Source organism: Nocardia brasiliensis ATCC 700358, from assembly GCF_000250675.2.
Lineage (GTDB): Bacteria > Actinomycetota > Actinomycetes > Mycobacteriales > Mycobacteriaceae > Nocardia > Nocardia brasiliensis_B.
In genome coordinates this window covers 9357051-9383384 of record NC_018681.1, presented here as the reverse complement: position 1 = coordinate 9383384, position 26334 = coordinate 9357051, and the positions used below count along the sequence as shown (strand labels likewise).

Sequence of the window (26334 nt, the reverse complement as noted above, 5' to 3'; positions counted from 1 at the left end):
TCGTCGGGGCAGCCAACCGGCGTCGAGAGGGGTTAGCCAGTGCAGTCGACCGAGAGTCCACCAACAGGGTCACGGATGAGTGATGCGGTCGATTGGACCAAGGGTTACTGGGCAGACCATCCGAAGGCTTCGCTGGAAACCTTCGGTCGCCAGATCACCATGGGGATCGCGGCGGTTGCCGAACTTTTCGTCTCGATCTTCCGTCGCCGCTTCCCTTTTCGTGAGTTCATCCGCCAGTGCGCGTTCATGTCGAGCGTCTCGGCGGCGCCCACGCTGCTCGTCGCCATTCCGATCGGTGTCATCGTATCGATCCAGGTCGGCTCGATCGCCGGGCAGGTCGGCGCGACCTCCTTCATCGGCGCGGCCAACGGCCTCGGCATCATCCAGCAGGGCGCTCCCCTCGTCACCTCGCTGATGATCGCCGGCGCGGTCGGCTCCGCGGTCTGCGCCGACCTCGGCTCGCGCACCATCCGCGAAGAGATCGACGCGATGAAGGTGATGGGCGTCGACCCGATGCGCCGGTTGGTTGCTCCGCGCCTCGGCGCGGCCATGCTGGTCAGTGTGCTGCTCTGCGGCTTCGTCGTCTTCGTCGGTTTCTTGACCGGTTACATCTTCAATATTTTCGCGCAGAACGGAACGCCGGGTTCATATATCGGTACGTTCTCCTCGTTCGCCGTCACGCGTGATCTTCTTGTCGCACTGGTGAAATCGCTGATATTCGGTTTGCTCGCGGCGATCATCGCGTGCGACAACGGACTGAATGCCCGCGGCGGCCCGGGCGGCGTGGCCAACGCGGTCAATTCGGCAGTGGTGAGTTCGGCGATCATGTTGTTCGGCGTGAACCTGATAATCACTCAGGTGTACAACGCACTGTTCCCGTCACAGGTGGTCTGAGTGTCGTCGACATACGTTCCCCCGCTGCTGCGGCCGTTCCAACAGCTTCGCAAGGGCGCGTCGGCGCCGGCGAACCTGCTCGCCAAACTGGGCCACCAGGTGTTCTTCCTGTTGCGCTCGATCGGCTCGATTCCGTTGGCGCTCAAGCACTATCCGAAGGAAGTGTGGCGGCTGCTCTCGGATGTCACCTGGGGCAACGGGAACCTGGTCGTCGGTGGCGGCACGATCGGCGTCGTGGTCATCCTCAGCGCTTTCGGCGGGATGACCGTCGGCATCCAGGGTTACAACTCGCTGAACCTGCTCGGCCTGAGCCCGATCACCGGCGCGATCTCCGCGTTCGCCACCACCCGGGAGATCGGCCCGCTGCTCGCCACGATCGCGTTCGCCGCGCAGGCGGGCTGCCGGTTCACCGCGCAGCTGGGCGCCATGCGGATCTCCGAGGAGATCGACGCGCTGGAGTCCATCGCGATCCGGCCGCTGCCCTACCTGATCAGCACCCGGATGTTCGCCGCGATGATCGCCATCATCCCGCTGTACTGCCTGGGCCTGGCGATGGCCTACATCTCCTGCTCGCTGACCGTGCAACTGATCGGCGGCACCGCCAGCGGTACCTATCAGCACTACTTCTACCAATTCCTGGTACCGGGCGACGTGGTCTATTCGCTGGTGAAGGCGATCCTGTTCGTCGCGGTCACCACGTTCATCCAGTGCTACTACGGTTTCTTCGCCTCCGGCGGGCCGGAGGGTGTCGGTGTCGCGGCCGGCCGGGCGATCAAGGTGTGCATCATCGCGGTCGTGTTCGCGAATCTGTTCATGACATTGGCGATCTGGGGCGTCACCGCCGGAATCCGGATCTCAGGGTAGGACGAGATGATCATTGATCCGAGTGGGCGTGGTCCCACCATGCGCCAGCTGCTCCTCGCGGGTGTCGGCGGGCTGGTCGTCTTCGCGATCGTGCTGGCGTTCTTGATGGGCCGCTACACCGGTTACTTCGTCGACAAGGTCAACGTCGTCGCGAACCTCACCACCACCGGTGACGGCCTGCCGGAGAAGGCGGACGTCAAGTTCCGTGGCGTGCTCGTCGGCGAGGTCGCCGACGTCGAGGTCGCGGCCAAAGGCGAGCTGCAGAAGGTGCAGATCGAGATGAAACCCGAGTTCGCGAAGGGCGTTCCGTCGAACGTCACCGCGCGGGTGGTGCCGAGCAACCTGTTCGCGGTCACCTCGGTCGAGCTGGTCTTCAACGGCCCGGCCGATCAGTTCCTGCGCGAGGGCTCGGTCATCGAGGAGGACCGCAGCGCGGGCACGCTCGCGCTGCAGGACACCCTGACCACGGTGCGCAACATCCTGGACCGGATCGATCCGATGCAGTTCGGGCGCGTGCTCGGCACGCTCTCGCAGGCGCTCGACGGCAGCGGCCGGATGCCCGGCTCCACCGTCGAACGGTTCGATCGCTGGTTGCAGTCGGTGGACGACTCCATCCCGAACCTCGGGGTGATGCTCGGTGACCTGTCCGCGTCGATGCACGCGCTGAACCAGTCCGCGCCCGAATTGCTCGACGTGCTCGGCACTTCCGTCGATACCGCGCGCACCATCGCCGACCGGCGCACCGATCTCGTCGCGTTGATCACCGGCACCAGCAGCACGGTCGACACCGTGAACGATCTGTTCGCGCGCAACGGTGATGTGGGCAAGCAGGTCACCGCGGGCACGAGCGATATGTTCGGCGCGGTGGCCGCGGATCCGTCCGCGATCACCAACACGATCCTGAATCTCAGTGAGATGGTGCGCCGGATGGACACCACCTTCACCTGGGGTCCGCAACAGCAGCAGCGCTGGAACGCGGGTATCACGCTCACGCCGTACAAGCCGTACACCGTGGCCGACTGCCCGCGCTACGGCGAGCTGGCCGGACCGAGCTGCGCCACCGCGCCCGCGGTGAACGAACTGCCGCCGCTGCCGGACAAGCTGAAGCCGCGCGCGCTGGAATCGGCCGCCGGTCTGCCCCCGGTGGTGCCGATGCCGGGCCTGCCGCTGATCCCGGGTGTCACCATGCCCAACCCGGCGACCGCCGCGGGCCCGGTGGCCGGCGAGCCGCGTCCGTTCGCGGGCACGCCGCTGGAGGGCCTGTTCCCGATGCTGCCCGGTCTGCTCGGCGGGCAGCCCGCTCCGGCGCCCGCGCCGGGCCCGGTGCCGCCGGCCGCCGCACCGGCGGGCGCGCCGAAGGTCGGGGAGATCTCCTACCAGGGCGATGCCGCGATCACCCAGCTGCTCGGGCGGCAGCCGACCACCGCCGAATACCTGCTGTTGAGCTCGATCTTGAAGGGCGGGACCATGCACGTGGCCCAGAGCGAGGCGAGCCGATGAGTATAAAAAAGCCGCTGATCGGGTTCGGCATCTTCGCGCTCGTCTCCATCCTGGTGACGGTCGTCGTCTGGAATACCTTGGCGCGCATCGTCCAGGGCGACACCAACACCTACTCCGCGACGTTCTCCGATGTGCTCGGCCTGCACACCGGCGACGATGTCCGAATGGCCGGCGTGCGGGTCGGCAAGGTCGAGAAGATCGAGCTGAACCGCGACCCGAAGTCCAAGAAGCAGGTGGCGAAGGTGACCTTCGTCGTGCAGCGGGATCAAACCCTGTTCGACGACACCAAAGCCCTGGTGCGCTACCAGAACCTGATCGGGCAGCGGTATGTCGCGCTGGCGCCGGGCAAGGCGCCGAGCCCGGCGCAGCTGAAGAACAACGGATCGATTCCGCTGGAGCGCACCGAGCCGTCGTTCGATGTGTCCGGGCTGCTCAACGGTTTTCAGCCGCTGTTCCAGGCGCTGCAGCCCGAGCAGGTGAACCGGTTGTCCGAGACTTTCATCCAGGCCCTGCAGGGCGACGGGGTCTCGTTGAGCGCGTTCATCGTGCAGGCCGCGCAGCTGGCCACCGATTTCCAGCGGCGGGACGCGATCCTGTCCGACGTGATCGTCAACCTGTCCGGCGTGATGTCGGGGTTGGCCAAACGAGGTGATGAATTGGAGACCCTGGTGACCCAGACCCGGGCCTTGATCGGCGGGTTGTACGAGCAGGGGCAGTCGTTGCAGTCCTCGACCGTGCAGATCGCCAACGCCACCAGTTCGCTGGTGGACATGGTCGGCAACATCCAGCCGAAGCTGCAGACCGCGCAGAACTCCACCAGCGCGGCACTCACGCTACTGCTGAACAACGGCGCCAAGCTCGACCAGATGGCGGTCGACCTGCCCAACATCGTCTCGATCGGCGGCAAGCACACCTCCGAGGGCGGCTACGCCAACGCCTACCTGTGCGGCTTGGACGTCTCGCTGTACGGCGTGCTGTTCCCGCGCGGTCTGTTCTCGCAGATCGGTGGCACTTCGCACTCGGCGGTGTGCCGCCCATGATGAGCAAGCTCAAGACCAAGTTCGACAACAACCGCTACTTCTGGCTCGGCATCATCGGCGGTGCGCTCATCGTCGCGCTGCTGCTCGCCTCCAGCGCGATCAAGCTGCTCGGCGTCGGTGAGCAGTCGATCAAGGCCGAGTTCGTGCAGGCCGCGGGCATCAAGGTCGGCGACCGGGTGGCCATCGCGGGCGTGACGAGCGGCCGGGTGGACGGCGCGAAACTCGAGGGCGACCACGTGCTGCTGACGCTGAGCGTCGACAACGGGGTCAAGCTCGGGCCGGACGCGCGCGCCTCGATCAAGATGGCGACGCTGCTCGGCGCCCGGTATGTGGATCTGGAGCCCGGCGACGGCACCGGCCTGAAGGGCGGCCGAATCCCGGTGTCCAACACCGCCGTTCCGTACAACCTCGCCGATGTGGTGCAGGTCGGCACGCCGAAGTTCGAGGCGCTCGACACCAAGAAGCTGTCCGAGTCGCTGAACCTGATCAATCAGCAGATGGGCGATTCGCCGCAGCTGATGGCGCAGGCGCTCGACAGTGTCGGCGCGCTGGCCAAGGTGATGGACACCCGCCGCGACGAGGTGGACAGCCTGCTCAAGGACCTGAACCGGGTCACCCAGATCCTGGGCGACAACCGCAACAGTGTGCTGCTGGTGATCACCCAGGGTGAGGCCATCGCGAACCGGGTGATGGAGCGGCAGGGGCTGCTGCGCCAGCTGCTCGACAACGTCGCCCAGCTCACCAAGCAGCTGCAGGCGATCGGCGCGGAGAACGACAACCAGCTCGGCCCGACCATCCAGCAGCTCAACACCATGGCCGAGGGCCTGCAGAAGAACAAGGACAATCTGGACCGGTTGCTTTCGCTGATGCCGCCGACGGTGCGCTACCTGGCGAACTCCTGGGGCGGCAGCGGACCGTACGGCGACGTCGGCCTCCCGTGGCTGTTCCCGGACAACTGGTTGTGCTTCGCCAACGCGATCGAGGGGTGCCAGGGATGAGCTTCGCCAAGACCGTCAAACTCCGTTCCCTCGCCAAACTGCTGCTGGTCAGTGCGGCCGCACTGACCGTCGGAAGCTGCTCGCTGGTGCCGACCTCGGTGAACAACGCGCTGGGCCAGACGATTCGGATCACCGCGGACTTCGAGAACATCGCGGGCATCTACGAGGGCAACCCGATCACGGTGCTCGGGCTCGATGTCGGCAAGGTCGAGAAGATCGTGCCGAAGGGCACCCTCGTCGAGGTGCACATGTCGATCAACAACGACGTGAAGATTCCGAAAGACGCGATGGCGGCGATCATTTCGCCGTCCATCGTGACCGACCGGCATGTCGAGCTCACCCCGGTCTACACCAAGGGCGACACGCTGGCCGACGGTGCGCACCTGCCGCTGGCCAAGACCAAGACTCCGGTCGAGCTGGACACGATGATCAAGACCATCGATCAGTTCGCCGCCGCGCTCAAGCCCGAGCCGGGCAGCGAAGGCCTCGGCCCGCTCTCGGGCCGGGTGCTGTACCCGATGGTGAACGGCAACGGCGAGAAGATGCGTGACACGCTCAACGCCCTGTCCGGCGCGCTGAAGATCGGTGTCGACAACAAGGACGCGGTGTCCAACATCATCGTGAAGCTGAACGAGCTGACCACGATGCTGGCCGACAACGACCAGTCGGTGCGCGATTTCAGCAACCGGATGACTCAGCTCACCGGGCTGCTCGCGGAGCAGTCGCCCGGTCTGCAGGCGACGTTGAACCAGATCAACGACTTCCTCGCCAACACCAGCACGACCCTGGTGCAGTACCAGGACCAGCTGGCGGGTTCGATGGCCGGACTCACCAATGTCACCCAGCAGTTGCGCGACAACGCCTACGGCATCACCGAGGTCGTCGACGTGGCGCCGCTGGCCTTCCAGAACGTCGACAAGATCATGAACCGCGAGCACGGCTACGTGCGCCTGCACGCGGTCATCGGCACGGCCCTGACCGGCGACATCCTGAGCCTGTTCTGCGAACGCATCCAGATGAAGGCGGAGGGCTGCCGTACCGGATACGGCCAGGACTTCGGGCCGGATTACGGCCTCACGGCAGCGCTGCTCGGACTGACGAAATGACGTATCGAATGACGATCAAGGCACGACGGGCGCTGATGGCGCTGGCGGCGGTGGCGGCCGTGTCGGTCACCTCCGGGTGCGGGCTCACGGTGGAGAAGCTGCCGCTGCCCAAACCGGGTGTCGGCGGCGAAACCTACACGGTCCACGCGGTTTTCGAGAACGCGCTGAACCTGCCCGATCAGGCGAAGGTGAAGATCGGCGGCTCGGATGTCGGCGTGGTCTCCAAGATCACCACCAAGAACTTCCAGGCGGTCGTCGACCTGCAGATCAGCAAGGACATCGAGTTGCCCGAGGGCAGCACGGCCGAACTGCGCCAGGCCACCCCGCTCGGTGACGTGTTCATCGCGGTGTCCAAGCCGAAGACCGAGGCGGGCGCGACCATGCTGCGCGACGGCGCCACCCTCGGGCTGGACAAGACCTCCGCGGGCGCGACCGTCGAGCAGCTGCTGATCTCGATCTCCATGCTGTTCAACGGCGGTGGCGTCGCCAGCTTGAGCAAGCTGACCTCGGAGCTGGACTCCATCGTCGGCGGGCGCGGCGGCCAGCTGTCCCACCTGATCACCGAAATGACCGGGGTGATCGGCAGTTTGAACGACAACAGCGCGAAGGTGGACGGGGTGCTGACCGAGTTCAGCGCGCTGGCCAACACCATCGAGACCCGGCGCAACGAGCTCGGCCAGGTGGCCGACACCCTGCCGCAGATGATCGGCGCGATCGCCGAGAACAACCGCGCCATCGGTGATCTGCTGACCAAGGTGTCGACCACCAGCGCCGCGCTCGGCGACTACGCGAGCAGCTCCGGCGAGCAGCTCGCCAGTCTGCTGGACAACACCCGGCAGCTGATGGACGCGCTCTCGGCCACCGGGGACAACCTCGAGATCCTGCTCGATCGCGCACATGTGCTGCGGCCCAAGCTCGACGCGACCTTCAAGGGCAAGAGCTTCGCGGTCTACGCCACCGCGACCAACCTCGACCTCAGCGCGCTGACCGACCCGGAGCACGGCAGGCTCCAGGACCTGCAGGATCTGCAGGACTTCGCGGGCAGCCTGATCCAGGTGCTGCAGATCGTGCAGTCCCGAGTGCAGGGGGGTCACCGGTGATCGCGAAGCTGAAAGAGCACAAGCTGGTCCTGTCGACCATCGGCCTGGTGCTGGTGTTCGTCATCGGCGCCGCCTATCTGATGGTGAGCGTCATGCGGGTCAACCCGTTGCGGTCCAACTACACCGTCACGGTGAACCTGGACCGCTCCGGCGGGCTGCAGCCGGGCAACGACGTGACGTTGCGCGGCTATCGCATCGGCAAGGTGACCTCGATCGAACTCACCGATCGCGGCCAGGCCATCGCGGCGTCGGCCCAGATCGAGAGCAAGTTCAAGATCCCGATCGACACCGATATCTCGGTGCAGGCGCTCTCCGGCGCGGGCGAGCAGTACATCGACTTCCGCCCCGGCACCGAGCAGGGCCCCTACCTCGGGGACGGCGCGGTGATCAAGTTCGATGCCGCCAAGATCAAGACCCCGACCCCGATCTGGTCCGTGCTGGACAATTCCAGCGCCCTCATCGCGCAGGTCGACCCGGACAAGTTCGGCGTGATCCTCAGCGAGCTCGACACCGCGCTCAGCGGCGGCCCGGATCAGTTGCGCGGCATGGTCAACGGCATCAGCCTGGCCATGGCCGGCTTCGACAGCCTGCTGCCGCAGACCACCAACCTGATCAGCAACCTGCGCACCATCGCGGAGACCACCTCCAACGCCCAGCCCGACCTCGCCACGCTGACCCGCAACTCCGGGACGCTGTTCGAGCAGTTCAACAACGCGAACACCGAACTGCAGGGCGTGCTGGAGCGCGCGCCGGGGCAACTGGCCGGGCTCGGCGCGGTGCTCGACAAGACCAGCGACCCGATCACCAGCCTGGCCGCCAACTTCTCGGCGATGACCAAGGCCGCGCAGCTGCGGTTGCCCGCGCTGCGCGCGCTGTTCCCCTCGCTCGCGGCCGGTGCCGAGGCGCTGGGTGTGCCGGCGCACGACGGCGAGTTCCACGCGATCCTCGATCTGTGGCCGCGCCCGTTCTGCACCTACAACACCCCGCAGATCCGTAACGAGACCGTGCAGGACGGCTCGATTCCGAAGTGGAACTACTGCGAGAATCCGCCTCCTGGTATGTACATTCGCGGCGCCGCGAACGCGCCGCGGCCAGATGTGCCGAACAACGGCGCGCACATGCCGCCGGGTGTCGATCCGAACGAACGGACCATGCCCCCGGTGCGGTGAGTGGCCCCCGGCCCCGCGTCGATCGCGCGGGTCCGGGCATACTCGCCGGTAGAACGCGTACGGTTCGCCCGAGATGCGGGCCCGTCAGTCGATCGGTGCGCCCGCGCGCCGGGAAAGTGCAGGTTTGTATCGATGTCCACCGACGACGCCGACACCAACAAGGACGCCGAGACCGCGGCGGATGCCGCGAAGGATGCGGGCGAGCAGTCCGAGACCGCGGCAGCCACGCCCGAGCTGTCCAAGACCGAGGCGGCACCGGCCGCTGAGGCCGACAAGTCCGACCGGATCAGCACGCCCGAGACCGATCTCGGTAAGGGCGCAGGCCAACCGGCCGCGTCGGGCCGGTCCGGCTCGGTGCCGCTGATCGCGGCCTTCGTGGCGGGCGTGCTCGCGGTCGCGGCGATCACCGCGGTGGTGGTGTTCTTCCTGCAGGGCAAGGATCGCGGCGACAAGCTCGACGCGATCCGGGACGCGACCAACGCCGCATGCTCGTTCGGCAAGGACGTCTCGATCTACGACTACTCGAAGGATCTCGACGGCTACTTCACCAAGGTGAAGTCCGGTGCGAGTGGCGAATTCCTGAAGGAGTTCGACGACGCGACCAAGGCGCTCAAGGACGCCATGGTGCAGGCCAAGGTGAAGTCCTGGGTCGACGACGTGCAGTGCGGCTACCAGTCCGGCGACAAGACCTCGGCGAACGTGCTCGTCACGCTGACGCAGTACCGGACCAACTTCACCCAGTCGAACCCGGAGCGGCAGTTCGTCGTGGTGATCGCGCAGCTCACCAAGTCCGGTGACAAGTGGCTGGTCGAGAAGCTCGATTCGCCGATGCTGAAGGGCGCGGGCACCGGCCTGCCCGGTGCGCCCGCTCCGGCGCCGAACGCGCCCGCCGGGCCGGAGGGTCAGCCCGCTCCGACCGAGCAGCCCACCCCCGCCCCGGGCAACTGATCCCGGGACGGTAAGGCACCGAGCGCCTCCGGCGGTGGGCCGAGCCACCACCGCCGGAGGTCATTCGGGCGGCCATTCCGCGAAATCAGAACAGCGTCAATGCCTGTGGCGCCGACGGCGCGGCCGCCTTCCCCGCGGCCTGGCCCGAGACGGCAGCCGGTGGGCGTGACCGTTCGGGCTTGTGCTGCAACACGTCCGGCACCGCCGGCGCTTCTTCCACAGTCACCGCGGGGATTTCCGCGGTGTTCGCCTCGGCGACGGCTGCCGAGGCGGCCGCCTTCCGAGCCGCTTCTCCGGCAAGCGCGTCGGCCTGCTCGTTGAAGTAGTTGCCGACATGGCCACGGACCCAACGGAATCGAACCGGGCCGGGCCGACCGGCGATCGCTTTGTCGATCTGGCGGATGAGCTCTACGTTCTTCACGGCGCCGCCGGTCGAGGTGCGCCAGCCGTTGAGTCGCCAGCTGGAGATCCACTCCGACGCGCACTTGATCGCGTACAGCGAATCGCTTTCGATCAGCAGGGGTTCCGAACCGGGATGGGCGAGAATCGCTTCCAGTACCGCGCGCAATTCCGCGACCTGGTTCGTACCGGACGCGCCGCCGCCGCTGGCCGAGGAGCCCTGATGATTGACCCACGCCCAGCCGATGGCGCCGCCGGGGTTGCGCAGGCAGGATCCGTCGGTGCTCACGATGATCATGGCTGGCACCCTACGCAATCCGACCGACAAGATCGGTACCGTGGAATTCTTCTATCTCCCTTCGCAATTGGGACTCGGTGCGGCGGAGCGCCGATTTCACGGCGGAGTCCACCAGACCGACGCAGAGGCGCCCCGCGAAGCCGCGCGGTGGACTGTACTCCGCCTCCGACGTCAGCACCGACCTCCCGTAACCGAGTGGGTCGAAGCGCAGCGTCAGGGTCCCGGATAAACGCCCACGCAGCGTATACCCGATCACGACGTTGCGGCGATATTCGGTGACCTCGCATGTCATGGCCGGCCGCCAGAACATCAGCAGCCGGGTGGCGGCGGTGAACGTGGCGCCGAGGCCGTGGTCGAGCTCCCCGTCGGGTTCGAAGCCGGCGACGCCGAACATCCAATCCGGGACGAACAGGTGGTTGTCCGTATAGGTGAAGGCGACCTCGACAGGCGCTCCGACGTCACTCGCGTACTTGATATGGCCCATGGGCCCTCCCATTTCCACGACTGGCGTTAAAAGTACTACAGCTCTCCTCTTTATTGGAGCGGTTGCGCAGGATTTGGCACAGGCCTTTTTCGCATGGCGACCGGGCGGTTGCTTGGTTGCTCGTGGCCGGTCAACCGGCTTATCGAACCGTCTGGTCTGTTCTTTGCGTCAGAGCTGAGCGACGATGTGCTCGGCGATCGGCATCGCCGAGGTGGCCGCGGGCGACGGCGCGTTGAGCACGTGGACCGAGCGCGGCGTTCGCTCGATCATGAAGTCGTGCACCAGGGTGCCGTCCCGCAGCACCGCCTGCGCGCGGATGCCCGCCTCGCGCGGTCGCAGATCCGCCAGGGTCAACTCGGGGCAGTATTTGCGGCACTCGGCCAGATAGCCCCGCTTGAACACCGAGTTGCGCAACTCGCGCAGCCCGGTCCGGATATTGGCCCTGGCCACCCGGTGCACCCCGGGAAACCCGAGCACCGCACCGGCGTCCCTGGCATCGAAGCTGCCCTTGCGATACCCCTCCCTGGCCAGCCCGAGTACCGCGTTCGGGCCGACGGTCAGCGTGCCGTCGATGGTCGGGCTGAGGTGGACGCCGAGGAACGGCAGCTCCGGATCGGGGATCGGATAGATGAGCGTGCGCACCAGCCCGGCCCGTTCCGGCGGCAGCTGGTAGTACTCGCCGCGGAACGGCACGATCCGAAAGTCGTTGCGCAGCCCGGCCATCCGGGCCAGCCGATCAGCCTGCAGGCCGGCGCACACCACCAGGGTCCGCGCCGACCACGACCCGGCCGGTCCGGTCGCGGTGACCGCGCTGTCGGTTTCGGTGAGCGCGGCGACCTCGGCGCCGAACACCACTTCCCCGCCCGCCGCCGCGACCTCGGCGGCCAGCGCGGCGGTGATCCGGGTGTAGTCGACGATGCCGGTGTCCGGCACGAACAACGCGCCGACACCGCGCACCTTCGGTTCCCGCCGGTGGAGTTCGGCGGCATCGATCAGCTCGACCGCCACCCCGTTGGTCACCGAGCGCTCGTGCAACGCCAGCATCCGCTGCTGCTCGGCCGCGTCCGTCGCGACCAGCAGCTTGCCGCAGACCTCGAACGGAATCCCTTGGGCCGCCGCGAATTCCTTGGTCCAGCGGGCGCCCTGGCGGCACAGCCGCGACTTCAGGCTGTCCGGCGGATAGTAGATGCCCGAGTGGATGACCCCGCTGTTGTGCCCGGTCTGGTGTGTGGCCAGTGCGGCCGCCTTCTCCAGCAGCACCAGGGTCGCGCCGGGGTGCCTGCGCAGGATGCGGTGCGCGGTAGCCACCCCGACGATGCCACCGCCGATCACGCAGAAGTCGTACATGCTGTGCGGCATACGAGCACCCTAGGCCGACGGGCTACACCGTGACGCCGGGTTGCCCACCGTGCGGGGTACCCCAGCCCGCCGACGGCGCGGCAGCGGGTTCGGGCGCACCGGATTCGTCCGGTCCGGCGGTGCCTGCCTTCGCGGCGCGGTCGATCCGCAGATCGTGCTCGCCGAGCTCCGGGTCGGTCAGCAACAGCACGACCGCGCCACTGCGCGTGTCGAATTCGGTGCGCAGCCGGGTGACCGCGGTGGTGTCCCGCCGCGGGTCGGCGGGCAGGAAGCCGGTCAGCACGGTGACCGCGTTGGTATCGACGGTCAGCGAGATCGTGTCGTCGGGGACCGCGGCGAGTTGCGCGCCGACGTAGGCGTCGCCGAACCGCAGCCGGCCGCCGACACCGGTGTTATGCGTGGTGAACGTCGAATGCAGTTGCGGGTCGGTCGCTTTCGGCGCCGCGTCGACGACCTCGCGCGGCCGCGCGGGCACGGGGAGTTCGTGGCTGCCCGCGGTCAGCACCGTCTCCGCGTATATGGGTTCGCCGTCGAATTCCCCGGCGGGCATCGCCGGTGGCGCGGCGGCCGGGCCGGCGGGCCGCTCGGTCTCGGCGATCTGATGCACGATGTAGGCGCCCGCGACCACGGTGAGACTGAGGCTCGCGGCACCGGCGAGCACGACCGCGGCATGCCGCGCGATATGGGCAGGCTTGTGTGTTCTCACGATGCGTCCCTTTCCTCCGCTCAGTTCCCTGGCAGCGGCCCGCATCGTTGAAAGCCGTACAGTTGTCCAGGTTACGGCGCGGGCGCGGGGGGTGCCGGGTCCGGGAGAGCAGGATCACATCGCGGCGTGGAACGGTCGCGGGGCGTCGAGTCCGAAGCGCCGGAGTCGTTTAGGTTTCCAGCAGGTCGAGCGCGGGTAACCAATAGTTCAGCTGGCGAGCGTCATTCTCGACTGCCACATCGAGACACCCGGCCAATGGCGTCCGGCCGATACGAACGGCGCACCCAAGTGTGGCGCTCGCCGGCTCCCGAATCCTCGGAATTGGTCGGGTGCCGACGACGGCCGGATGCACGCATCCGGCCGTCGTTGTCGTCGGTGGCAGGTCAGGCGAACTGTCCGGCCGTCCGGCCCGCACCCGTCGGTCCGGCGAAAGCCTGTGCGAGGGTGAGCCATTCGGCGGCGTCCGGGCCCGTGGCGACGATCGCGAGATCGTCCGGGTGGCGGCGCTGGGTCACCAGCAGGCAGAAATCGAGCGCCGGTCCGCTCACCCGCTGTGCGGCCTCCTCGGGACCCCAGGACCAGGTCGCGCCATCGGGCGCGGTCAGTTCCACCCGGAATTCCGCGGCGGGCGGGGTCTTTCCGTGCACGGTGTAGGCGAAGTTCCTGGTGCGGACGCCGATATGGGCCACCGTGCGCAGCCGGGCGGTCGGCTCCCGGGTGACGCCCAGGGTGTCGGCCACGTCCTGGCCGTGCGCCCAGGTCTCCATGATGCGGGCGGTGATCATCGAGGCCGCGCTCATCGGCGGGCCGAACCAGGGCAGTTTGGTGCCCGCGGGCACCGCGCGCAGTGCGTCGGTGAGTGCTTTGCGGCCGCGGTGCCACCGGTCCAGGAGTTCCGCGGCGCGTGCGGCCGCGGCCTCCTCGGCCGCGTCGTCGACGAAGGTCAGCACCTTCGGGCCGGCCTCGGTCACCAACCGCTGGAACTCCACGGCATCGGTGGCGGCGACCGTGGCGATCTCGTCGGTCCAGGCCAGATGGCCGATCTGGTGGGCGATGGTCCAGCCCGGCGCCGGGGTGGCGCGGGTCCACTCGGTGGCCGCCAGCGGGGCGACGATTCGTTCCAGATCGGCGCATTCCTCGGCGAAATCGCCGAGCAGCGCTTCGAGGTCAGCCATCTGCTCCCCTGTTCCTTACCGGGCACACCGCCTCGGGTGCCCGCGCCGGTTCAGCATCGCAGCGCCCTCAGAAAAATGCAAGCACGCGTGCTTGTATTTGGATCAGCGGCTTCACCAGCCGAAGACGATCAGGTGCGAGGCGCCGACCGCCAGTCCGAGCACCGCGCCGTGCAGGTAGAGCAGCCATGCGTCCTGCTCGACCGAGGCATAGAACATCTCCATGAACTCCCCCGGCGTCAGCTGCCGCAGCTTGCGGGCCGCGAACACGTCGATGGTCTTCGCCTGCTCGAGCGTGAACTCCTCGTCCTCGACCAGCGTCGGCGCCAAACCGACGGCCGCGCCCGCCGCGCCGGCCTTGAGATTGTCGAACTGGCGTCGCCCGAGCGCCGCGCGGACGAACGAGGTGGTCGGGCCGAGCTGCCGGTGGATCTCGTCGGAGACGAGCCGTTCCAGCAGCTGACGGGTCTTGTCGCCGTTGGGGCCGTCCAGCAGTTCCCTGGACAGGTTCGGCAGGGTGAGCACCTGGTAGGCCAGAATGTGCGCGAGATCGGTCGCCGCCTGCGGCTGCCGCTTGGCCAGCAGGGCCTGCTGCCACAGGTACTTGTACCAGGGTTGCGGATCGCCGGGCTCGAACACCATCTTCACCGCGATGACGTTCACGATCACCCCGATCGCCGCCGACGCGAGCAGCACGATCACCCACCCCGGCACCCAGCCCAGCACCGGAATCCGATGGTGCACATGCATGTACAGCGCCAGCGCGAGCCCGAACGGCGCGCCCAGCAGGCCGATCCGGACCATGAACCGCAGCTCGGGCGCCGCGATCGTGGTGGTCAGGTCTTTGAGGATGTCCGGGTTGTCCTGCAGGTACCGGATGACGAAGCTCTTGATATCGATCAGCTGGTCGACGTTGTCGCCGAGCGATTCGAACGCGCGCCGGGAGAGCGCGGGCAGCTCACGGTCCACCCGCTGGTAGATGATCTGCTTTGCGGCGCGCGGGACCGTGCGCCACAGGTCCGGGTTCTCCCGGTACATCAGCTCGTCGACCAGCGGCTGCACCTGTTTACGGGCCAGCACCGCGACGTAGTCCGCGATGCCGTCCAAGTCCAGTTCGTGGATGAAATCGCGCGGGCTGCCGATCCGCATGAGCGCCTTGTCGACGCAGATGCTGGCCATCTTCTCGGCGCGCGCCGGAATGAAGCCCTGGAAGCCCAGCCGGCGTCCGTCGCCGGAGAACGTCGGCAGCACCTGCACCCGGCGCGGGAAATACGGGTACAGCACGTGCAGGCCCGGGATCCGGAAACCGCGAAACCGCACCGGCCAGAACAACATCAGCACGCCGGTCCAGTTGGTCAGCCAACCCGCCAGCGCACTGAAGATCGGGAACGTGATCAGGTCGACCACGAACTTGGACTGGCCGGTCAGCTCCTCCCAATCGATGAACACGCCAGCGGCGAGCGAACTCATCGATGGATCTCCCTAGGCCGAACCGGCGGAACCGCCGGTATGAGGTATCAAGGCCCCAACATTGTCATTGCGCCGAAGCGAGTGTCAACGCGGCCCGGGGTTATCGGCAGGGCAACGTCACGGCACGCGGATGCCGGAGCTCGCACCGGCTTCCTGCACCCACTCCAGCAGCACACGTTGCCGCCGCAGCTGGAGCCCGCGGCTGTGCTGACCACTCATCCTTTCCACCGCGCGGGCCTTGCGCCTGCTGCGCCGGGTGACCAGTGTGCTCAGCTCACCGGCCGGCGCGATCCCGCGGGCCACCGCCCAGTCCACCACCGCGCGGAACCAGGTCCGCTCGGTGTGCAGCACCCAGGCGTAGACCGCGGCGAAGATCAGCACGTACAGCACCGTGCGCAGCAGGATCGAGCCGACCGGGACGTGTGCGGGGCTCGGTGCGTCCCAGCCGAAATGCAGTGCGGCGCCGAGCAGATAGAACAGCAGGAAGGCCTGGGCGCGCCGCCCGGCCGGCCAGTCCGTGCGCGCCACCGCCAGCACGATGCCGATCCCGGCCAGCGCGGTGAGCATCCAGTGCGAGGTGACCCCGGTGAGCAGCCGTACGATGCCGACCAGCACCGCGTAACCCGGATCATGCTGTGCGGACAGCAATCCGGCGTTGGCCTCGTAGGTGAGGTTCTCGACCACCTGGAATCCGAGACCGGTACAGCCGCCGAGCAGCAGCCCGTGCATGGGCCGGTACAGCAGCGGCCGGGCCAGGCAGGCCACCGCGAAAACGCCGACGCCCTTCACCGCCTCTTCCACGATCGCCGCGGAGATCGGCGCCTGCCAGTCGATGGCGAACGCGTCGCCCGCCAGGTTCTGGATCACCCGCATGTTGTGGTCGTTGGCGAACATCGCGATGCCGGGGCCGGCCAGCGCGCCCCAGAGGAAGCCGAGCAGCAGCGGCGTCCGGATCCGTCGCCGGGCCCGGAGCCTATCCAAATGCAGTACCAGCCAACCGAATACGGCCAGGGTGGCCAGCGTGAACGGCAGTCCGACCAGGACGTCGCGCCAGTTCAGCGCCAGCACCGGCGCCAGTTGCGCGAGCAGCCCGGCCAGGCCGAGCACCGCGATCAGCCAATACGACCAGAACAGCGCCGACCTCGGCCGCCACCACCGCAGCGGCGTGCCCGGCGTCGCGGCCGCCGTGCTCATCGCCGCACCCGCAGAGTCTCGACCACCGGAGTCAGCTCGGCCAGGGTGGCGTCCGCGCCGATCAGCACGAGCGTGACGGCCAGGTTGTCGTTGCCGAGGACGGCGCAGACCCCGGCGCGGTCCGTGCCGCGGCAGGTCGGCCCGCCGAACCCGTTGGGCGTCTTGATCTCTCCGCCGTCGAAGGAACCGTCGAAGCCTTGCACGCCGAGCACCCGTAACCGCCACGCGGCCGCGGCGGGAAAGTCCGTGACGCCGTCCACCACGCTGACCGCCAGGCGCGCGCCGCTCGGCGCCACCAGCACCGCGGTGGTCTGGTCGCCGGTCGGGCGGCGTTGCCACCCGCCGACGCCGCCGAATTCGATCGTGTCCGGCGCCTCCCCCGGTGCGGTGAGCGCGATCTCGGCGTCGGCGGCCAGCGTCGTCTCCCGCACCGGCACGAGCGCGGCGAGCACCGACGGGACCACGATCAGCGCGGCGACCACCGCGAGCACGACCGCGGCCGGTCTGCCGTCGCGGCTCGATCCCGTCATACTGTGCTCCCCTCGGCGCAGGGTTACCGAGAAACCGCGTCCGACCTGCGGCGCAGCCGGATCAACGATAGAGCAGGACGGGCCGGTTCGGTGGGACGCGAGCCGCGTATCGCGCATGGACCGTGCAGATCGGAAACAACCGTAAACAATCCGTAAGCCCCCTCCGGCACTGTGAACGCACACCAGAACAGCGGGCCCGCACCGGGCCCGGCCTCGAAAGGAAATCCGATGCGCAAGCTCAAGCTCCAGGTCCAGACCACCGTCGACGGCTACATGGCGGGCCCGAACGGCGAGATGGACTGGATGACGTTCCCCTGGACCAACGACGTCGGCGCCTACATCACCAAGATCATGGAGCCGGTCGACACCATCGTGCTCGGCCGCAACCTGGCCGAGGGCTTCATCCCCACCTGGGCTTCCCGGACCCCGGAGGACGGCGAAGACCAGGAAACCATCGACTGGATGAACAACACCCCCAAGGTCGTCATCTCCAACTCGCTCACCGAATCCCCCTGGGAGAACGCCACGGTGGCGGGCGGTGACCTGGCGAAGATCATCAACGACCTGAAGTCCCAGCCCGGCGGCGACCTGATCGTCTACGGCGGCGGCACCCTGGTCTCGGCCCTGCTCGCCGCGGAACTCATCGACGAAATCCACCTCTTCGTCAACGCCACCGCCATCGGCACCGGCCTGCCGGTCTTCGCCCCCGGCGCCTACCAGCGCCTGCGCGCCGTCGGCGCCACCCCCTTCGACTGCGGCATCATCGCCCTGCACTTCGAGCCGCAGCGTTCGTGACCCCCGCGCCCCTCGGACCCGGGTGAGACCCGCACCCGGTCCGGGACGCCACGCCCCCGTCGTCTTCGCCGTCAGCGAACAGGGGCTTCGGGCGGAACAAAGGGGGTGGGGGTGGGGTTGAGTTGGTATCGCTCAACTTTTGGAAGGGTCGAAGACGTGACTACACCTCAGAACTTGCCGGTGCTGTTCCTGACCGATCCGATCGTGCTGCCGGGCATGGTCGTGCCCATCGAACTGGACGAATCGGCGCAGGCCGCGATCGATGCCGCGCGGGCCGCCAAGACGGACGCCGTGCTGCTCGCGCCGCGCCTGACCGAGGGCTATGCCTCCTACGGCGTGGTCGCCACCATCGAACAGGTCGGCCGGATGCGCGGCGGCGCGCCCGCGGCCGTGTTGAAGGCCGAACGGCGCGCGAAGATCGGCCACGGGGTCACCGGGCCGGGCGCCGCGCTGTGGGTCGAGGCCGAACCAGTCGAGACATCGCCCGCGGACGGCCGGACCAAAGAGCTGGCCGCCGAATACAAGAAGCTCGTGGTCTCGGTGCTGCAGCGCCGCGAGGCCTGGCAGATCATCGACGCGGTCAACCAGCTGACCGACCCGTCCGCGATCGCCGACACCGCGGGCTACGCGCCGTACCTGACCAACGATCAGAAGCGCGAACTGCTCGAAACCCCCGACGTCACCCAGCGTTTGCACACGCTGATCGAGTGGACCAAGGACCACATCGCCGAGGCCGAGGTCACCGAGAAGATCAGTGACGACGTCCGCGAGGGCCTGGAGAAGAGCCAGCGCGAGTTCCTGCTGCGCCAGCAGCTCAACGCGATCCGCAAGGAACTCGGCGAGGACGAACCCGACGGCGCCGACGACTACCGCACCCGGATCGAGCAGGCCGACCTGCCCGGCAACGTGCGGGAGGAAGCCTTGCGCGAGGTCGGCAGGCTGGAGCGGGCCAGCGATCAGAGCCCGGAATCCGGCTGGATCCGGACCTGGCTGGACACCGTGCTCGAACTGCCGTGGACGGTGAAAACCACGGACAGCACCGATGTCTCGGCCGCCCGCGCGGTCCTGGACGCCGATCACCACGGCCTGGACGAGGTGAAGGACCGGATGGTCGAGTACCTGGCCGTGCGGTCGAGGCGGGCCGCCCGCGGGCTGGAGGTCGTCGGCGGGCGTGGCTCCGGCGCGGTGCTCGCGCTGGTCGGTCCGCCCGGTGTCGGTAAGACCTCGCTCGGCGAATCCGTGGCGCGGGCCATGGGCCGCGAGTTCGTGCGGGTCGCCCTCGGCGGCGTGCGCGACGAGGCCGAGATCCGCGGGCACCGGCGCACCTACGTCGGCGCGCTGCCCGGCCGGATCGTGCGTGCCATCAAGGAGGCGGGATCGATGAATCCCGTTGTCCTGCTGGACGAGATCGACAAGGTCGGCTCGGACTTCCGGGGCGACCCGGCTGCCGCGCTGCTCGAGGTGCTGGATCCGGCGCAGAACCACACGTTCCGCGACCACTACCTCGACCTGGACCTGGACCTGTCCGACGTGCTGTTCATCGCCACGGCCAACGTGATGGAGACCATCCCCGGCCCGTTGCTGGACCGGATGGAACTGATCACCGTCGACGGTTACACCGAGGACGACAAGGTCGCCATCGCGCGGGACTTCCTGGTGCCCCGGCAGCTGGAACGCAACGCGCTGACCGCCGACGAGGTGCTCGTGACCGACGCGGCGCTGCGCGAGATCGCGGCGAACTACACCAGGGAAGCCGGCGTGCGGCAGCTGGAGCGGCTCATCGCGAAGGCGTTGCGCAAGGCTGCGACTCGGCTGTCCGAGGGCGGAACCGGCACGGCGACAACAGAATCCGAGGTCGTCGAACTCGGCTACGGCGCGGATCTCGGCTACGACGCGCTGGTGCAGTCCGAGCAATCGCTGACGATCGACCTCGGCAATCTGAAGGACTACCTGGGCCGTCCCCGGTTCACCCCGGACTCGGTGGAACGCACCGCGGTCCCGGGTGTGGCCACCGGACTCGCGGTCACCGGGCTGGGCGGCGACGTCCTCTACATCGAGGCCAACGCCGCGGAGGGTGAGCGGTCGCTGACCCTGACCGGGCAGCTGGGTGACGTGATGAAGGAGTCCGCGCAGATCGCGCTGACCTACGTCCGCTCGCATCTCGAGGAGATCGGGATCGAGCCGTCGGTGCTGGATCGCAATATCCACGTGCACTTCCCGGCGGGCGCGGTGCCCAAGGACGGTCCGTCCGCGGGCGTCACCATGGTCACCGCCCTGGTGTCGCTGGCACTGGACCGGCAGGTGCGCGCCGATGTCGGGATGACCGGTGAGGTCACGCTGAACGGGCGGGTGCTGCCGATCGGCGGGGTCAAGCAGAAGCTGCTCGCCGCGCAGCGAGCCGGTCTGAAGACGGTGTTCATCCCGGCCCGCAACGAGCCGGACCTGGACGACGTCCCGGCCGAAGTGCTTGCCGCACTGGACGTCCGCCCCGTCGGCGACGTGGCGGAGATCCTGGCCTACGCCATCGAGCCGGTCGCCGAACCGGCCCTGGACGGACCGGCCTTCGCCGCCAGCGCCTGATCCGGAACCGGAGGGCCGGGCACACACCGTGCCCGGCCCTCCGCCGTGTCACCGGGCCGGGCAACCCCTCGTCTGCCCGGCCGGGCTACGCGTCGGGTGGCTCGAGCGCGCGGTCGACCGAGCGCGTGGTGCCCTGCGCCACCGCGCACAACACCCTTGTGCCGTCGGCACTTTCGGCGTAGATCTCGCAGCGGACCACCGCCTGGCGGCGGGTCGCGTCGATCACCGTCGCCTCGGCTCGCAGTCGCACTCCGGCGGCCGGTCGCAGATACGTGATGGTGAATCCACCGGTGAGCACGTTGGCGCCGAGTGCCGTGCCCCCCGCGAAGGTGAGCGCGTTGTCGGCCGCGTAGGACAGCACGCCCCCGTGCACGAAGCCGAACTGCTGGCCGAGTTCGGGGCGGATGGGGATGGTGAGCGTCACGGTGCCGGGACCGAAACCGGTGATCTCGGTGCCGACCAATTCGGCGAAAGGCTGTGCGGCGAGGACCTTTTTGGCGAGGTCCAGGTCGATGGGCGCGGTCATGAGCTGCCTTTCGTGTGCGCGCCGGGGCCCGGCCGCGCGGAATCGGAGGGTGTCGCGGCCAGGCTCAGCCAGGCCGCATCGGCGAGTTCATCGGCGACGTCGAGGGGGCCGGCCGGCACGGCGCCGCTGAGCCACTGCCGCGAATACTCTTGCGTCGCACCGAGCCACAGCGCGTAGACCAGATCCAGCGGCAGCTCGCGGACCGCGCCGTAGCCCGCGTGCGTGCGCCACCAGCGCGCGACATTGCGCAGGAACTCGCGATTGCTCTCGCTCTCGCGCACGCCCGGCGGCCGGGCGGACAGGAGAACCTGTGCCCGGTACTGATTTTCGGCCACCCAGCGCAGGTGCTCGCGGACACCGGCCGTGACGCCCTCGTGCGCGTCGGCGCTCTCGCCCACCACCGCCCAGAAATGCCGCTGGTAGTCGGCCAGCGCGTGCGCCCACACCTGCCGGTAGAGGTCGGCCTTGTCCGGGAAATGGTGATAGAGCGCGCCGACGCTCGCGCCCGCGGCCTCGCGGATCTGCGCCAGGGTCGCCTCCAGCGCGCCCCGTTCCGCGAACTGCCGCTCGGCTGCCAGCAGCAACCGATCTCGAATCTTCACAACCAGAATTTAGTTCTGTTTCGCGGACGAGGCAAGGCTGCGCGCACCGGGATTCGGGAAAACGTCAGGCGGGAGGACGCGGGCGGCCGCGTAGCCAGTCCGCGAAGGAGCGCCGCGGCCGGCGCGGATATTTCGCGAGCAGGGTGCCCGAACGGACCTGCCCGTCGACCCGCAGCAGTGGCGCACCCGGCCGCACCGGCCCGATCGCCTTGTTCCGCACACTGCCGCTCTTGCTCTGCACTCGGTCGAGATCGATCCACCAGCCGCGCGGCACCAGCAGCGTGATCTTGCCGGACCCGACCGCCGCGTGCACCGTGATCTCGCGATGCGGGCAGATCGCCTGCGTGAAGTCGATGACGATACTGCCGGAAGAACATTCGGCGGTGATCTCGGCCGGGACGATCCACCGCCCCGCCTTCTTGCGGGTGCCGCTGCCCGTGCGCAATTCGATCGGCTCACCCGCGACCGCGGCGCTCGGCAGATCCGAGGTCACGGCCGCCAGGTCGGTACTGGTCTGCGCGGAGTAGACCAGGACCAGCCTACGGTCCAGTTCGGGCAGGTCCAGCCGGCCCTCCTCGACCGCGAGGTGCAGCAACCGCGCGGCGGTCTCCCGGTCGGCGTCGCCCACTCGGATCGCGGGCAGTCGAGCGGGCGGGGCTGCGGGCACCTCGGGCACCCGGCCGCCGCCCGTCGAATCGCTGCCGCGCCGCTTCGTCATCGATGCCCCCTTGCTCTGGCTCAGCAAAATGGTACGTCCGGGCACGCTCACGGCCGCCGTCAGCGGCCGATCGTGCGGAAATCCGCTGCATGTCGGCCCGGTGCGGTAAGACGGAGCTATGGCCAGATGGCTGTTGCACGTCGATCTCGATCAGTTCCAGGCGGCGGTGGAGTTCCGCCGCCATCCGGAACTGCGCGGCCTGCCGGTCATCGTCGGCGGCAACGGGGATCCGACCGAGCCGCGCAAGGTGGTCACCTGTGCGTCCTATCCGGCCCGGGCGTTCGGCGTCCGGGCGGGCATGGCGTTGCGCAGCGCGCAGCGCAAATGTCCGGAAGGGGTGTTCCTACCGCTGGACATGGCGACTTACGAGGAGGCCTCGGACGAGGTCATGTCGCTGCTGCGCACCTTTCCCGGCCGGGTCGAGGTGTGGGGCTGGGACGAGGCTTTCCTCGCCGCCGACACCGCCGAGCCGGAGCAGCTCGCCGCCGAAATCCGCAGCGCCATCGAGGAATTGGAGCTGACCTGTGCGGTCGGCATCGGTGACAACAAACTCACCGCCAAGCTCGCCACCGGTTTCGCCAAATCCACGGGCAAGACCGCCGCCGCGCCGGACGCGGGCGCGGGCGCGGCCGCCGGGGTCTTCCGGCTCACCGCCGCGAACTGGACCGAGGTGATGGCGCACCGTCCCACCAACGCGCTGTGGGGTATCGGCGCGCGGATCGCCACCCGCCTCGCCGATCTCGGCATCGAAACCGTCGCCGACCTCATGGCCGCCGACCGGCAGCGCCTGGCCGCCGAGTTCGGCCCCACCACCGGCCCGTACCTGTGGGTGCTCGGCCACGGCAAGGGCGACACCGACGTCACCACCGAACCACGAGTTCCGGTGGGTCGCAGCAAATCCGAGACGTTCCCGCGCGACCTCACCGAGCCGGGCGAGATCCGCGCCCAGGTCGCCCGGCTGGCCACCGAGGTCGCCGAGGAGATGGCCGAGGCCGGGCGGATCGGCATCCGGGTCTCGGTCACCGTCCGGACCAACACCTTCTACACCCGCAGCAAGCAGGAAAAACTGCAGGTGCCAACCATTGATCCCGCCGAGATCAGTGAGACGGCGCTGCGCATCATCGATCGTTTCGACCTCACCCGCCCGGTGCGGCTGCTCGGCGTGCGGCTGGAACTCGTCCCGGAGTAGCCGCGAGGCCCGTTTCACCGGTTGAGATCGGCGCGGTCCGAAGCCGGGCTGTGGATGTGCTGTCCCACTAAGCTCGTCCGCATGGAGTTCTGGGCGATGGTGGCGCATGAATCGGATAGCGGGATCGTTCTCACCAAGCAGGAGGTGGGGGAGGAATTCCTCGGGCCTGGCGATGTGACGATCAAGGTGCACTACTCCAGTGCGAACTTCAAAGACGGGCTGGCCATCACGCCCGGCGGCGGGGTGGTCCGCAAGTACCCGATCATTCCGGGCATCGATCTCACCGGCGAGGTGGTCTCCTCCGCGGACGACTCCTTCACCCCCGGCGACCTGGTGGTGGCGCACGGCTACGAGATCGGCGTCTCGCAGCACGGCGGGTTCGCCGAATACGCGCGGGTGCCCGCGGAGTGGGTGGTGAAGCTCGACGGCCTGAGCCCGCGCGACGCGGCCGCGCTCGGCACCGCCGGTTTCACCGCGGCGCTCAGCGTGCAGGCGCTGCTCGACCGCGGGCTCACCGTGGAAGACGGCCCGGTGCTGGTGACCGGCGCGACCGGCGGGGTCGGCAGCGTCGCCATCGATATCTTGTCCGGCCTCGGCTACGAGATCGTCGCGTCCACCGGCAAGACCGACGCCGGTGATCTGCTCAGTGAGCTCGGTGCCAACGAGGTGATCGGCCGGCTGCCCGAGGACCCCGACGCCAAGCCGCGTCCGCTGGGGAAGGCGCGCTGGGCGGCCGCGGTGGACAGCGTCGGCGGCAAGTCGCTCGCACACGTCCTGAGCACCGTCAGCTACGGCGGCGCCGTCGCGGCCAGCGGCTTGACCGGCGGCGCCGAACTGCCGACCACGGTGTTGCCGTTCATCCTGCGCGGCGTCGCCCTGCTCGGCGTCGACTCTGTCAACCTGCCGATCGAGAAGCGCCGTGCCCTGTGGACCCGGCTCGGCAACGAGTTCCGCCCGCAACACCTTTCGGCCTTGACCCAGGTCGCCCCCATCACCGAAGCAGCCAAGGTCCTGCACAGCATCCAGAGCGGATCGCACACGGGCCGCACAGTATTCGGCGTCCTCGGCGAATTCTGATCCTCAGCGATTCGCCCAGGGGTCGATGACCTCGATACCGGTGTCGACGAAATCTTTCGTGTTGCGCGTGGCGAGGGCGGCCCCGCGGGTGTGGCAGATCGCCGCGATCTGTCCATCCGAGACGGCGATGGGCCGCCCCTGTCGCGCCCGATCGGCAGCGATCTCCGCGAACCGTGCCGCCGCGTGCACATCGAACGCCTCGACCCGGTCGCGGAGATCCTCCTCGACCATCGCGTCGATGACATAGGCCAGCGCGGTCTTTCGCCGTCCGTCGGGTAGCCGAGCCACGCCGTGCCAGAGTTCGGCAGCGCTCACCGCGGTGGTCGCGAGTTCGTCGGCGGGCCAAGAGTCCATCCACGCGAGGACATTGGGATCGGGTGCCGGGCGCAGAAGTTCGGACAGCACATTGGTGTCGAGGATGATCATTCGTCGAACTCCACCACGCGCGGGTACTGGTTCCGTTCGGGCAGCTCGAGTTCGAATCCCTCGACCGCGGCGGCTCGGGCATGAATCCGGCTGCCGAGACCGGCGGGCGCGACCGGGGTGGTGAGCTTCTCGCGCAGGATCTCGCGCACCTCGGCCTCCATCGATCTGCCGTTGTGTGCCGCGCGGACGCGTAACCGCGCGTGTAGTTCGTCGTCCAGTCCGCGCACCGTCAACGTGGCCACAGCAACTACCTCCATAACTAGCACCCCCACCTCAGCGCCATGGTCGGCCCACCCGACTGCACTGCATTCAATGCTAGCACTGCTTGACCGCGGGCTAATCGGAAATGCGGGCTCGCTGCCGCTCCCGATCTCCGCGAACCATGTGCGCAACTTTTAGTTATGTTCGCAAAGGAGAACGTTGTGCGCTACGCTCGGGCGTGACGGAAGGAGACGGCATGTCCGCCGAGCAGCATCAGGTCGGATCGGTGTGGACGCGGCCGCGCAAAGGCCGTGAGCAACCCGCTCTGACCAGGGAGCACATCGTGACCGCGGCGGTCGCGCTGCTCGATGCCGAGGGCATGGAGGCGCTCACCATGCGCCAGCTCGGCGCGCGTCTGAACGCGGGGGCGACCTCGCTCTACCGGCATGTCGCGAATCGGGACGAGCTGATCGAGCTGGTGGTCGACGAGGTCTACGGTGAGATCCGGCTGCCCACCGCCGGCGCTTCCGCGGCTTGGCGCGCGGCGGCGGCCCAGTGTGCCGACGAATTACGCGCGATGATCCTGCGGCATCCGTGGATCGCCTCGACCCTGGGGCAGGTCGGCCTCTATTACCTGGGCCCGAACGTGATGCGGATGAACGCGCGGATGGCCGAGGTGTTCGCCGCGGGCGGCTTCGCGACCGAGGAGGTCTCCGACGCGATCGGCACCCTGCTCGGCTACATCATCGGCGTCGGCATCACCGAGGCTGCGTGGCTCTCGCTGCTGGCCCGCAGCAACCAGACCGAGCCGGAACTGCTGGCGAGCCTGCGACCCGCCGTCGAACGCGCGGCGGGCGAGTTCCCGCAGCTGCGGGCGACGACCCCCGACGCGGAATGGAACACCGATCCCGCGCAGACCCGGGACAAACGGTTCGCCTACGGGCTCGACCGGGTGCTCGACGGGCTGGACGCCCGGCGCAACAGCTAGT

At 68.3% G+C, this 26334-nt stretch carries 27 protein-coding genes; 14 read left to right on the top strand and 13 right to left on the bottom strand.

All coding sequences use genetic code 11. From position 1 onward, the window contains the following. The first annotated feature begins 75 nt into the window (after window positions 1–75). From O3I_RS42035 to O3I_RS41995, 9 genes are all read left to right on the top strand, one after another. Window positions 76–894, top strand: coding sequence for an ABC transporter permease (locus O3I_RS42035; protein WP_014989178.1), 819 nt, complete (start codon window positions 76–78; stop codon window positions 892–894). Further along, on the top strand, window positions 895–1758 hold the full coding sequence (locus O3I_RS42030) for an ABC transporter permease (RefSeq protein WP_014989177.1): 864 nt from the start codon (window positions 895–897) through the stop codon (window positions 1756–1758). It begins immediately after the preceding gene. Window positions 1759–1764: 6 nt separating this feature from the next. Then, window positions 1765–3258: an MlaD family protein gene (locus tag O3I_RS42025; RefSeq protein ID WP_041563215.1), complete on the top strand. Its 1494-nt coding sequence runs from the start codon at window positions 1765–1767 to the stop codon at window positions 3256–3258. Further along, window positions 3255–4298: an MCE family protein gene (locus tag O3I_RS42020; protein WP_014989175.1), complete on the top strand. Its 1044-nt coding sequence runs from the start codon at window positions 3255–3257 to the stop codon at window positions 4296–4298. The genes O3I_RS42025 and O3I_RS42020 overlap by 4 nt, the downstream gene beginning before the upstream one ends. Beyond that, entirely contained in the window at window positions 4298–5296 is a 999-nt protein-coding gene (locus tag O3I_RS42015) for an MCE family protein (protein WP_014989174.1), read from the top strand. Before O3I_RS42020 ends, O3I_RS42015 begins: the two co-directional genes overlap by 1 nt. Continuing rightward, window positions 5293–6402, top strand: coding sequence for an MCE family protein (locus tag O3I_RS42010; RefSeq protein WP_014989173.1), 1110 nt, complete (start codon window positions 5293–5295; stop codon window positions 6400–6402). The genes O3I_RS42015 and O3I_RS42010 overlap by 4 nt, the downstream gene beginning before the upstream one ends. An 8-nt stretch (window positions 6403–6410) precedes the next feature. Continuing rightward, window positions 6411–7502 (top strand): MCE family protein, encoded by a 1092-nt coding sequence (locus O3I_RS42005; protein WP_014989172.1) that lies wholly within the window; start codon window positions 6411–6413, stop codon window positions 7500–7502. Then, on the top strand, window positions 7499–8671 hold the full coding sequence (locus tag O3I_RS42000; protein WP_014989171.1) for an MlaD family protein: 1173 nt from the start codon (window positions 7499–7501) through the stop codon (window positions 8669–8671). Before O3I_RS42005 ends, O3I_RS42000 begins: the two co-directional genes overlap by 4 nt. Window positions 8672–8803: 132 nt before the next feature. Further along, window positions 8804–9619, top strand: coding sequence for a hypothetical protein (locus O3I_RS41995; RefSeq protein ID WP_014989170.1), 816 nt, complete (start codon window positions 8804–8806; stop codon window positions 9617–9619). Window positions 9620–9704: 85 nt separating this feature from the next. On the opposite strand, the gene O3I_RS41990 is transcribed toward O3I_RS41995, so the two are convergent. From O3I_RS41990 to O3I_RS41955, 8 genes are all read right to left on the bottom strand, one after another. Then, window positions 9705–10316, bottom strand: coding sequence for a ribonuclease H family protein (locus O3I_RS41990; protein WP_014989169.1), 612 nt, complete (start codon window positions 10314–10316; stop codon window positions 9705–9707). A 10-nt stretch (window positions 10317–10326) separates the two neighbouring features. After that, on the bottom strand, window positions 10327–10800 hold the full coding sequence (locus tag O3I_RS41985) for an SRPBCC family protein (protein ID WP_014989168.1): 474 nt from the start codon (window positions 10798–10800) through the stop codon (window positions 10327–10329). Window positions 10801–10968: 168 nt separating this feature from the next. Beyond that, window positions 10969–12159: an L-2-hydroxyglutarate oxidase gene (lhgO, locus tag O3I_RS41980; RefSeq protein WP_014989167.1), complete on the bottom strand. Its 1191-nt coding sequence runs from the start codon at window positions 12157–12159 to the stop codon at window positions 10969–10971. 22 nt (window positions 12160–12181) lie between these two features. Continuing rightward, entirely contained in the window at window positions 12182–12865 is a 684-nt protein-coding gene (locus tag O3I_RS41975; protein ID WP_014989166.1) for a hypothetical protein, read from the bottom strand. Window positions 12866–13248: 383 nt separating this feature from the next. Then, entirely contained in the window at window positions 13249–14040 is a 792-nt protein-coding gene (locus tag O3I_RS41970; protein ID WP_014989165.1) for a TIGR03084 family metal-binding protein, read from the bottom strand. A 111-nt stretch (window positions 14041–14151) separates the two neighbouring features. Then, window positions 14152–15507 carry a hypothetical protein gene (locus tag O3I_RS41965; protein WP_014989164.1) on the bottom strand — a complete coding sequence of 452 codons (1356 nt, stop codon included), beginning with the start codon at window positions 15505–15507 and terminating at the stop codon, window positions 14152–14154. 117 nt (window positions 15508–15624) lie between these two features. Then, a complete protein-coding gene (locus O3I_RS43290) occupies window positions 15625–16701 on the bottom strand; it encodes a PrsW family intramembrane metalloprotease (protein WP_014989163.1) in 1077 nt (358 codons plus the stop codon). After that, window positions 16698–17231: a hypothetical protein gene (locus tag O3I_RS41955; RefSeq protein WP_014989162.1), complete on the bottom strand. Its 534-nt coding sequence runs from the start codon at window positions 17229–17231 to the stop codon at window positions 16698–16700. The genes O3I_RS43290 and O3I_RS41955 overlap by 4 nt, the downstream gene beginning before the upstream one ends. Before the next feature lie 228 nt (window positions 17232–17459). On the opposite strand from O3I_RS41955, the gene O3I_RS41950 reads away from it, so the two are divergent. Together O3I_RS41950 and lon are read left to right on the top strand one after the other, a co-directional pair. Continuing rightward, window positions 17460–18026 (top strand): dihydrofolate reductase family protein, encoded by a 567-nt coding sequence (locus O3I_RS41950; protein WP_014989161.1) that lies wholly within the window; start codon window positions 17460–17462, stop codon window positions 18024–18026. 216 nt (window positions 18027–18242) lie between these two features. Next, a complete protein-coding gene (lon, locus tag O3I_RS41945; protein WP_063632417.1) occupies window positions 18243–20606 on the top strand; it encodes an endopeptidase La in 2364 nt (787 codons plus the stop codon). Window positions 20607–20691: 85 nt separating this feature from the next. Here lon and O3I_RS41940 read toward each other — a convergent pair whose 3' ends face one another. From O3I_RS41940 to O3I_RS41930, 3 genes are all read right to left on the bottom strand, one after another. Continuing rightward, complete coding sequence (locus tag O3I_RS41940; protein ID WP_014989159.1) at window positions 20692–21132, bottom strand: PaaI family thioesterase; 441 nt, start codon at window positions 21130–21132, stop codon at window positions 20692–20694. Further along, window positions 21129–21734, bottom strand: coding sequence for a TetR/AcrR family transcriptional regulator (locus O3I_RS41935; RefSeq protein ID WP_014989158.1), 606 nt, complete (start codon window positions 21732–21734; stop codon window positions 21129–21131). The genes O3I_RS41940 and O3I_RS41935 overlap by 4 nt, the downstream gene beginning before the upstream one ends. Window positions 21735–21798: 64 nt before the next feature. Further along, window positions 21799–22452 carry a DUF1707 SHOCT-like domain-containing protein gene (locus O3I_RS41930; RefSeq protein WP_014989157.1) on the bottom strand — a complete coding sequence of 218 codons (654 nt, stop codon included), beginning with the start codon at window positions 22450–22452 and terminating at the stop codon, window positions 21799–21801. 118 nt (window positions 22453–22570) lie between these two features. On the opposite strand from O3I_RS41930, the gene O3I_RS41925 reads away from it, so the two are divergent. Next, window positions 22571–23641 (top strand): DNA polymerase IV, encoded by a 1071-nt coding sequence (locus tag O3I_RS41925; protein WP_014989156.1) that lies wholly within the window; start codon window positions 22571–22573, stop codon window positions 23639–23641. Between the two features lie 81 nt (window positions 23642–23722). Further along, the gene (locus O3I_RS41920; protein ID WP_014989155.1) at window positions 23723–24718 is read left to right on the top strand and encodes an oxidoreductase; all 996 of its coding nucleotides are present in this window, start codon (window positions 23723–23725) and stop codon (window positions 24716–24718) included. A gap of 3 nt (window positions 24719–24721) precedes the next feature. Here O3I_RS41920 and O3I_RS41915 read toward each other — a convergent pair whose 3' ends face one another. Both O3I_RS41915 and O3I_RS41910 read right to left on the bottom strand, forming a co-directional pair. Continuing rightward, the gene (locus O3I_RS41915; RefSeq protein ID WP_014989154.1) at window positions 24722–25144 is read right to left on the bottom strand and encodes a type II toxin-antitoxin system VapC family toxin; all 423 of its coding nucleotides are present in this window, start codon (window positions 25142–25144) and stop codon (window positions 24722–24724) included. Then, window positions 25141–25401 carry a FitA-like ribbon-helix-helix domain-containing protein gene (locus tag O3I_RS41910; RefSeq protein WP_237748223.1) on the bottom strand — a complete coding sequence of 87 codons (261 nt, stop codon included), beginning with the start codon at window positions 25399–25401 and terminating at the stop codon, window positions 25141–25143. Before O3I_RS41910 ends, O3I_RS41915 begins: the two co-directional genes overlap by 4 nt. Before the next feature lie 200 nt (window positions 25402–25601). Between O3I_RS41910 and O3I_RS41905 the strand changes: the two genes are divergently transcribed. After that, entirely contained in the window at window positions 25602–26333 is a 732-nt protein-coding gene (locus tag O3I_RS41905; RefSeq protein WP_014989152.1) for a TetR/AcrR family transcriptional regulator, read from the top strand. The last annotated feature ends 1 nt before the right edge of the window (window position 26334 follow it).

What these genes read in the sequence shown, in the direction of transcription:
- O3I_RS41905 (WP_014989152.1), top strand. Translation starts at nt 25,602, where the DNA reads ATGTCCGCCGAGCAGCATCAGGTCGGATCGGTGTGGACGCGGCCGCGC.
- O3I_RS41955 (WP_014989162.1), bottom strand. Translation starts at nt 17,231, where the DNA reads ATGACGGGATCGAGCCGCGACGGCAGACCGGCCGCGGTCGTGCTCGCG.
- O3I_RS41920 (WP_014989155.1), top strand. Translation starts at nt 23,723, where the DNA reads ATGGAGTTCTGGGCGATGGTGGCGCATGAATCGGATAGCGGGATCGTT.
- O3I_RS42015 (WP_014989174.1), top strand. Translation starts at nt 4,298, where the DNA reads ATGAGCAAGCTCAAGACCAAGTTCGACAACAACCGCTACTTCTGGCTC.
- O3I_RS41970 (WP_014989165.1), bottom strand. Translation starts at nt 14,040, where the DNA reads ATGGCTGACCTCGAAGCGCTGCTCGGCGATTTCGCCGAGGAATGCGCC.
- O3I_RS42010 (WP_014989173.1), top strand. Translation starts at nt 5,293, where the DNA reads ATGAGCTTCGCCAAGACCGTCAAACTCCGTTCCCTCGCCAAACTGCTG.
- O3I_RS41995 (WP_014989170.1), top strand. Translation starts at nt 8,804, where the DNA reads ATGTCCACCGACGACGCCGACACCAACAAGGACGCCGAGACCGCGGCG.
- O3I_RS43290 (WP_014989163.1), bottom strand. Translation starts at nt 16,701, where the DNA reads ATGAGCACGGCGGCCGCGACGCCGGGCACGCCGCTGCGGTGGTGGCGG.
- O3I_RS41910 (WP_237748223.1), bottom strand. Translation starts at nt 25,401, where the DNA reads ATGGAGGTAGTTGCTGTGGCCACGTTGACGGTGCGCGGACTGGACGAC.
- O3I_RS42035 (WP_014989178.1), top strand. Translation starts at nt 76, where the DNA reads ATGAGTGATGCGGTCGATTGGACCAAGGGTTACTGGGCAGACCATCCG.
- O3I_RS42020 (WP_014989175.1), top strand. Translation starts at nt 3,255, where the DNA reads ATGAGTATAAAAAAGCCGCTGATCGGGTTCGGCATCTTCGCGCTCGTC.
- O3I_RS41915 (WP_014989154.1), bottom strand. Translation starts at nt 25,144, where the DNA reads ATGATCATCCTCGACACCAATGTGCTGTCCGAACTTCTGCGCCCGGCA.
- lon (WP_063632417.1), top strand. Translation starts at nt 18,243, where the DNA reads ATGGTCGTGCCCATCGAACTGGACGAATCGGCGCAGGCCGCGATCGAT.
- O3I_RS41950 (WP_014989161.1), top strand. Translation starts at nt 17,460, where the DNA reads ATGCGCAAGCTCAAGCTCCAGGTCCAGACCACCGTCGACGGCTACATG.
- O3I_RS42005 (WP_014989172.1), top strand. Translation starts at nt 6,411, where the DNA reads ATGACGATCAAGGCACGACGGGCGCTGATGGCGCTGGCGGCGGTGGCG.
- O3I_RS41965 (WP_014989164.1), bottom strand. Translation starts at nt 15,507, where the DNA reads ATGAGTTCGCTCGCCGCTGGCGTGTTCATCGATTGGGAGGAGCTGACC.
- O3I_RS41925 (WP_014989156.1), top strand. Translation starts at nt 22,571, where the DNA reads ATGGCCAGATGGCTGTTGCACGTCGATCTCGATCAGTTCCAGGCGGCG.
- lhgO (WP_014989167.1), bottom strand. Translation starts at nt 12,159, where the DNA reads ATGCCGCACAGCATGTACGACTTCTGCGTGATCGGCGGTGGCATCGTC.
- O3I_RS41940 (WP_014989159.1), bottom strand. Translation starts at nt 21,132, where the DNA reads ATGACCGCGCCCATCGACCTGGACCTCGCCAAAAAGGTCCTCGCCGCA.
- O3I_RS41985 (WP_014989168.1), bottom strand. Translation starts at nt 10,800, where the DNA reads ATGGGCCATATCAAGTACGCGAGTGACGTCGGAGCGCCTGTCGAGGTC.
- O3I_RS42025 (WP_041563215.1), top strand. Translation starts at nt 1,765, where the DNA reads ATGATCATTGATCCGAGTGGGCGTGGTCCCACCATGCGCCAGCTGCTC.
- O3I_RS41930 (WP_014989157.1), bottom strand. Translation starts at nt 22,452, where the DNA reads ATGACGAAGCGGCGCGGCAGCGATTCGACGGGCGGCGGCCGGGTGCCC.
- O3I_RS41990 (WP_014989169.1), bottom strand. Translation starts at nt 10,316, where the DNA reads ATGATCATCGTGAGCACCGACGGATCCTGCCTGCGCAACCCCGGCGGC.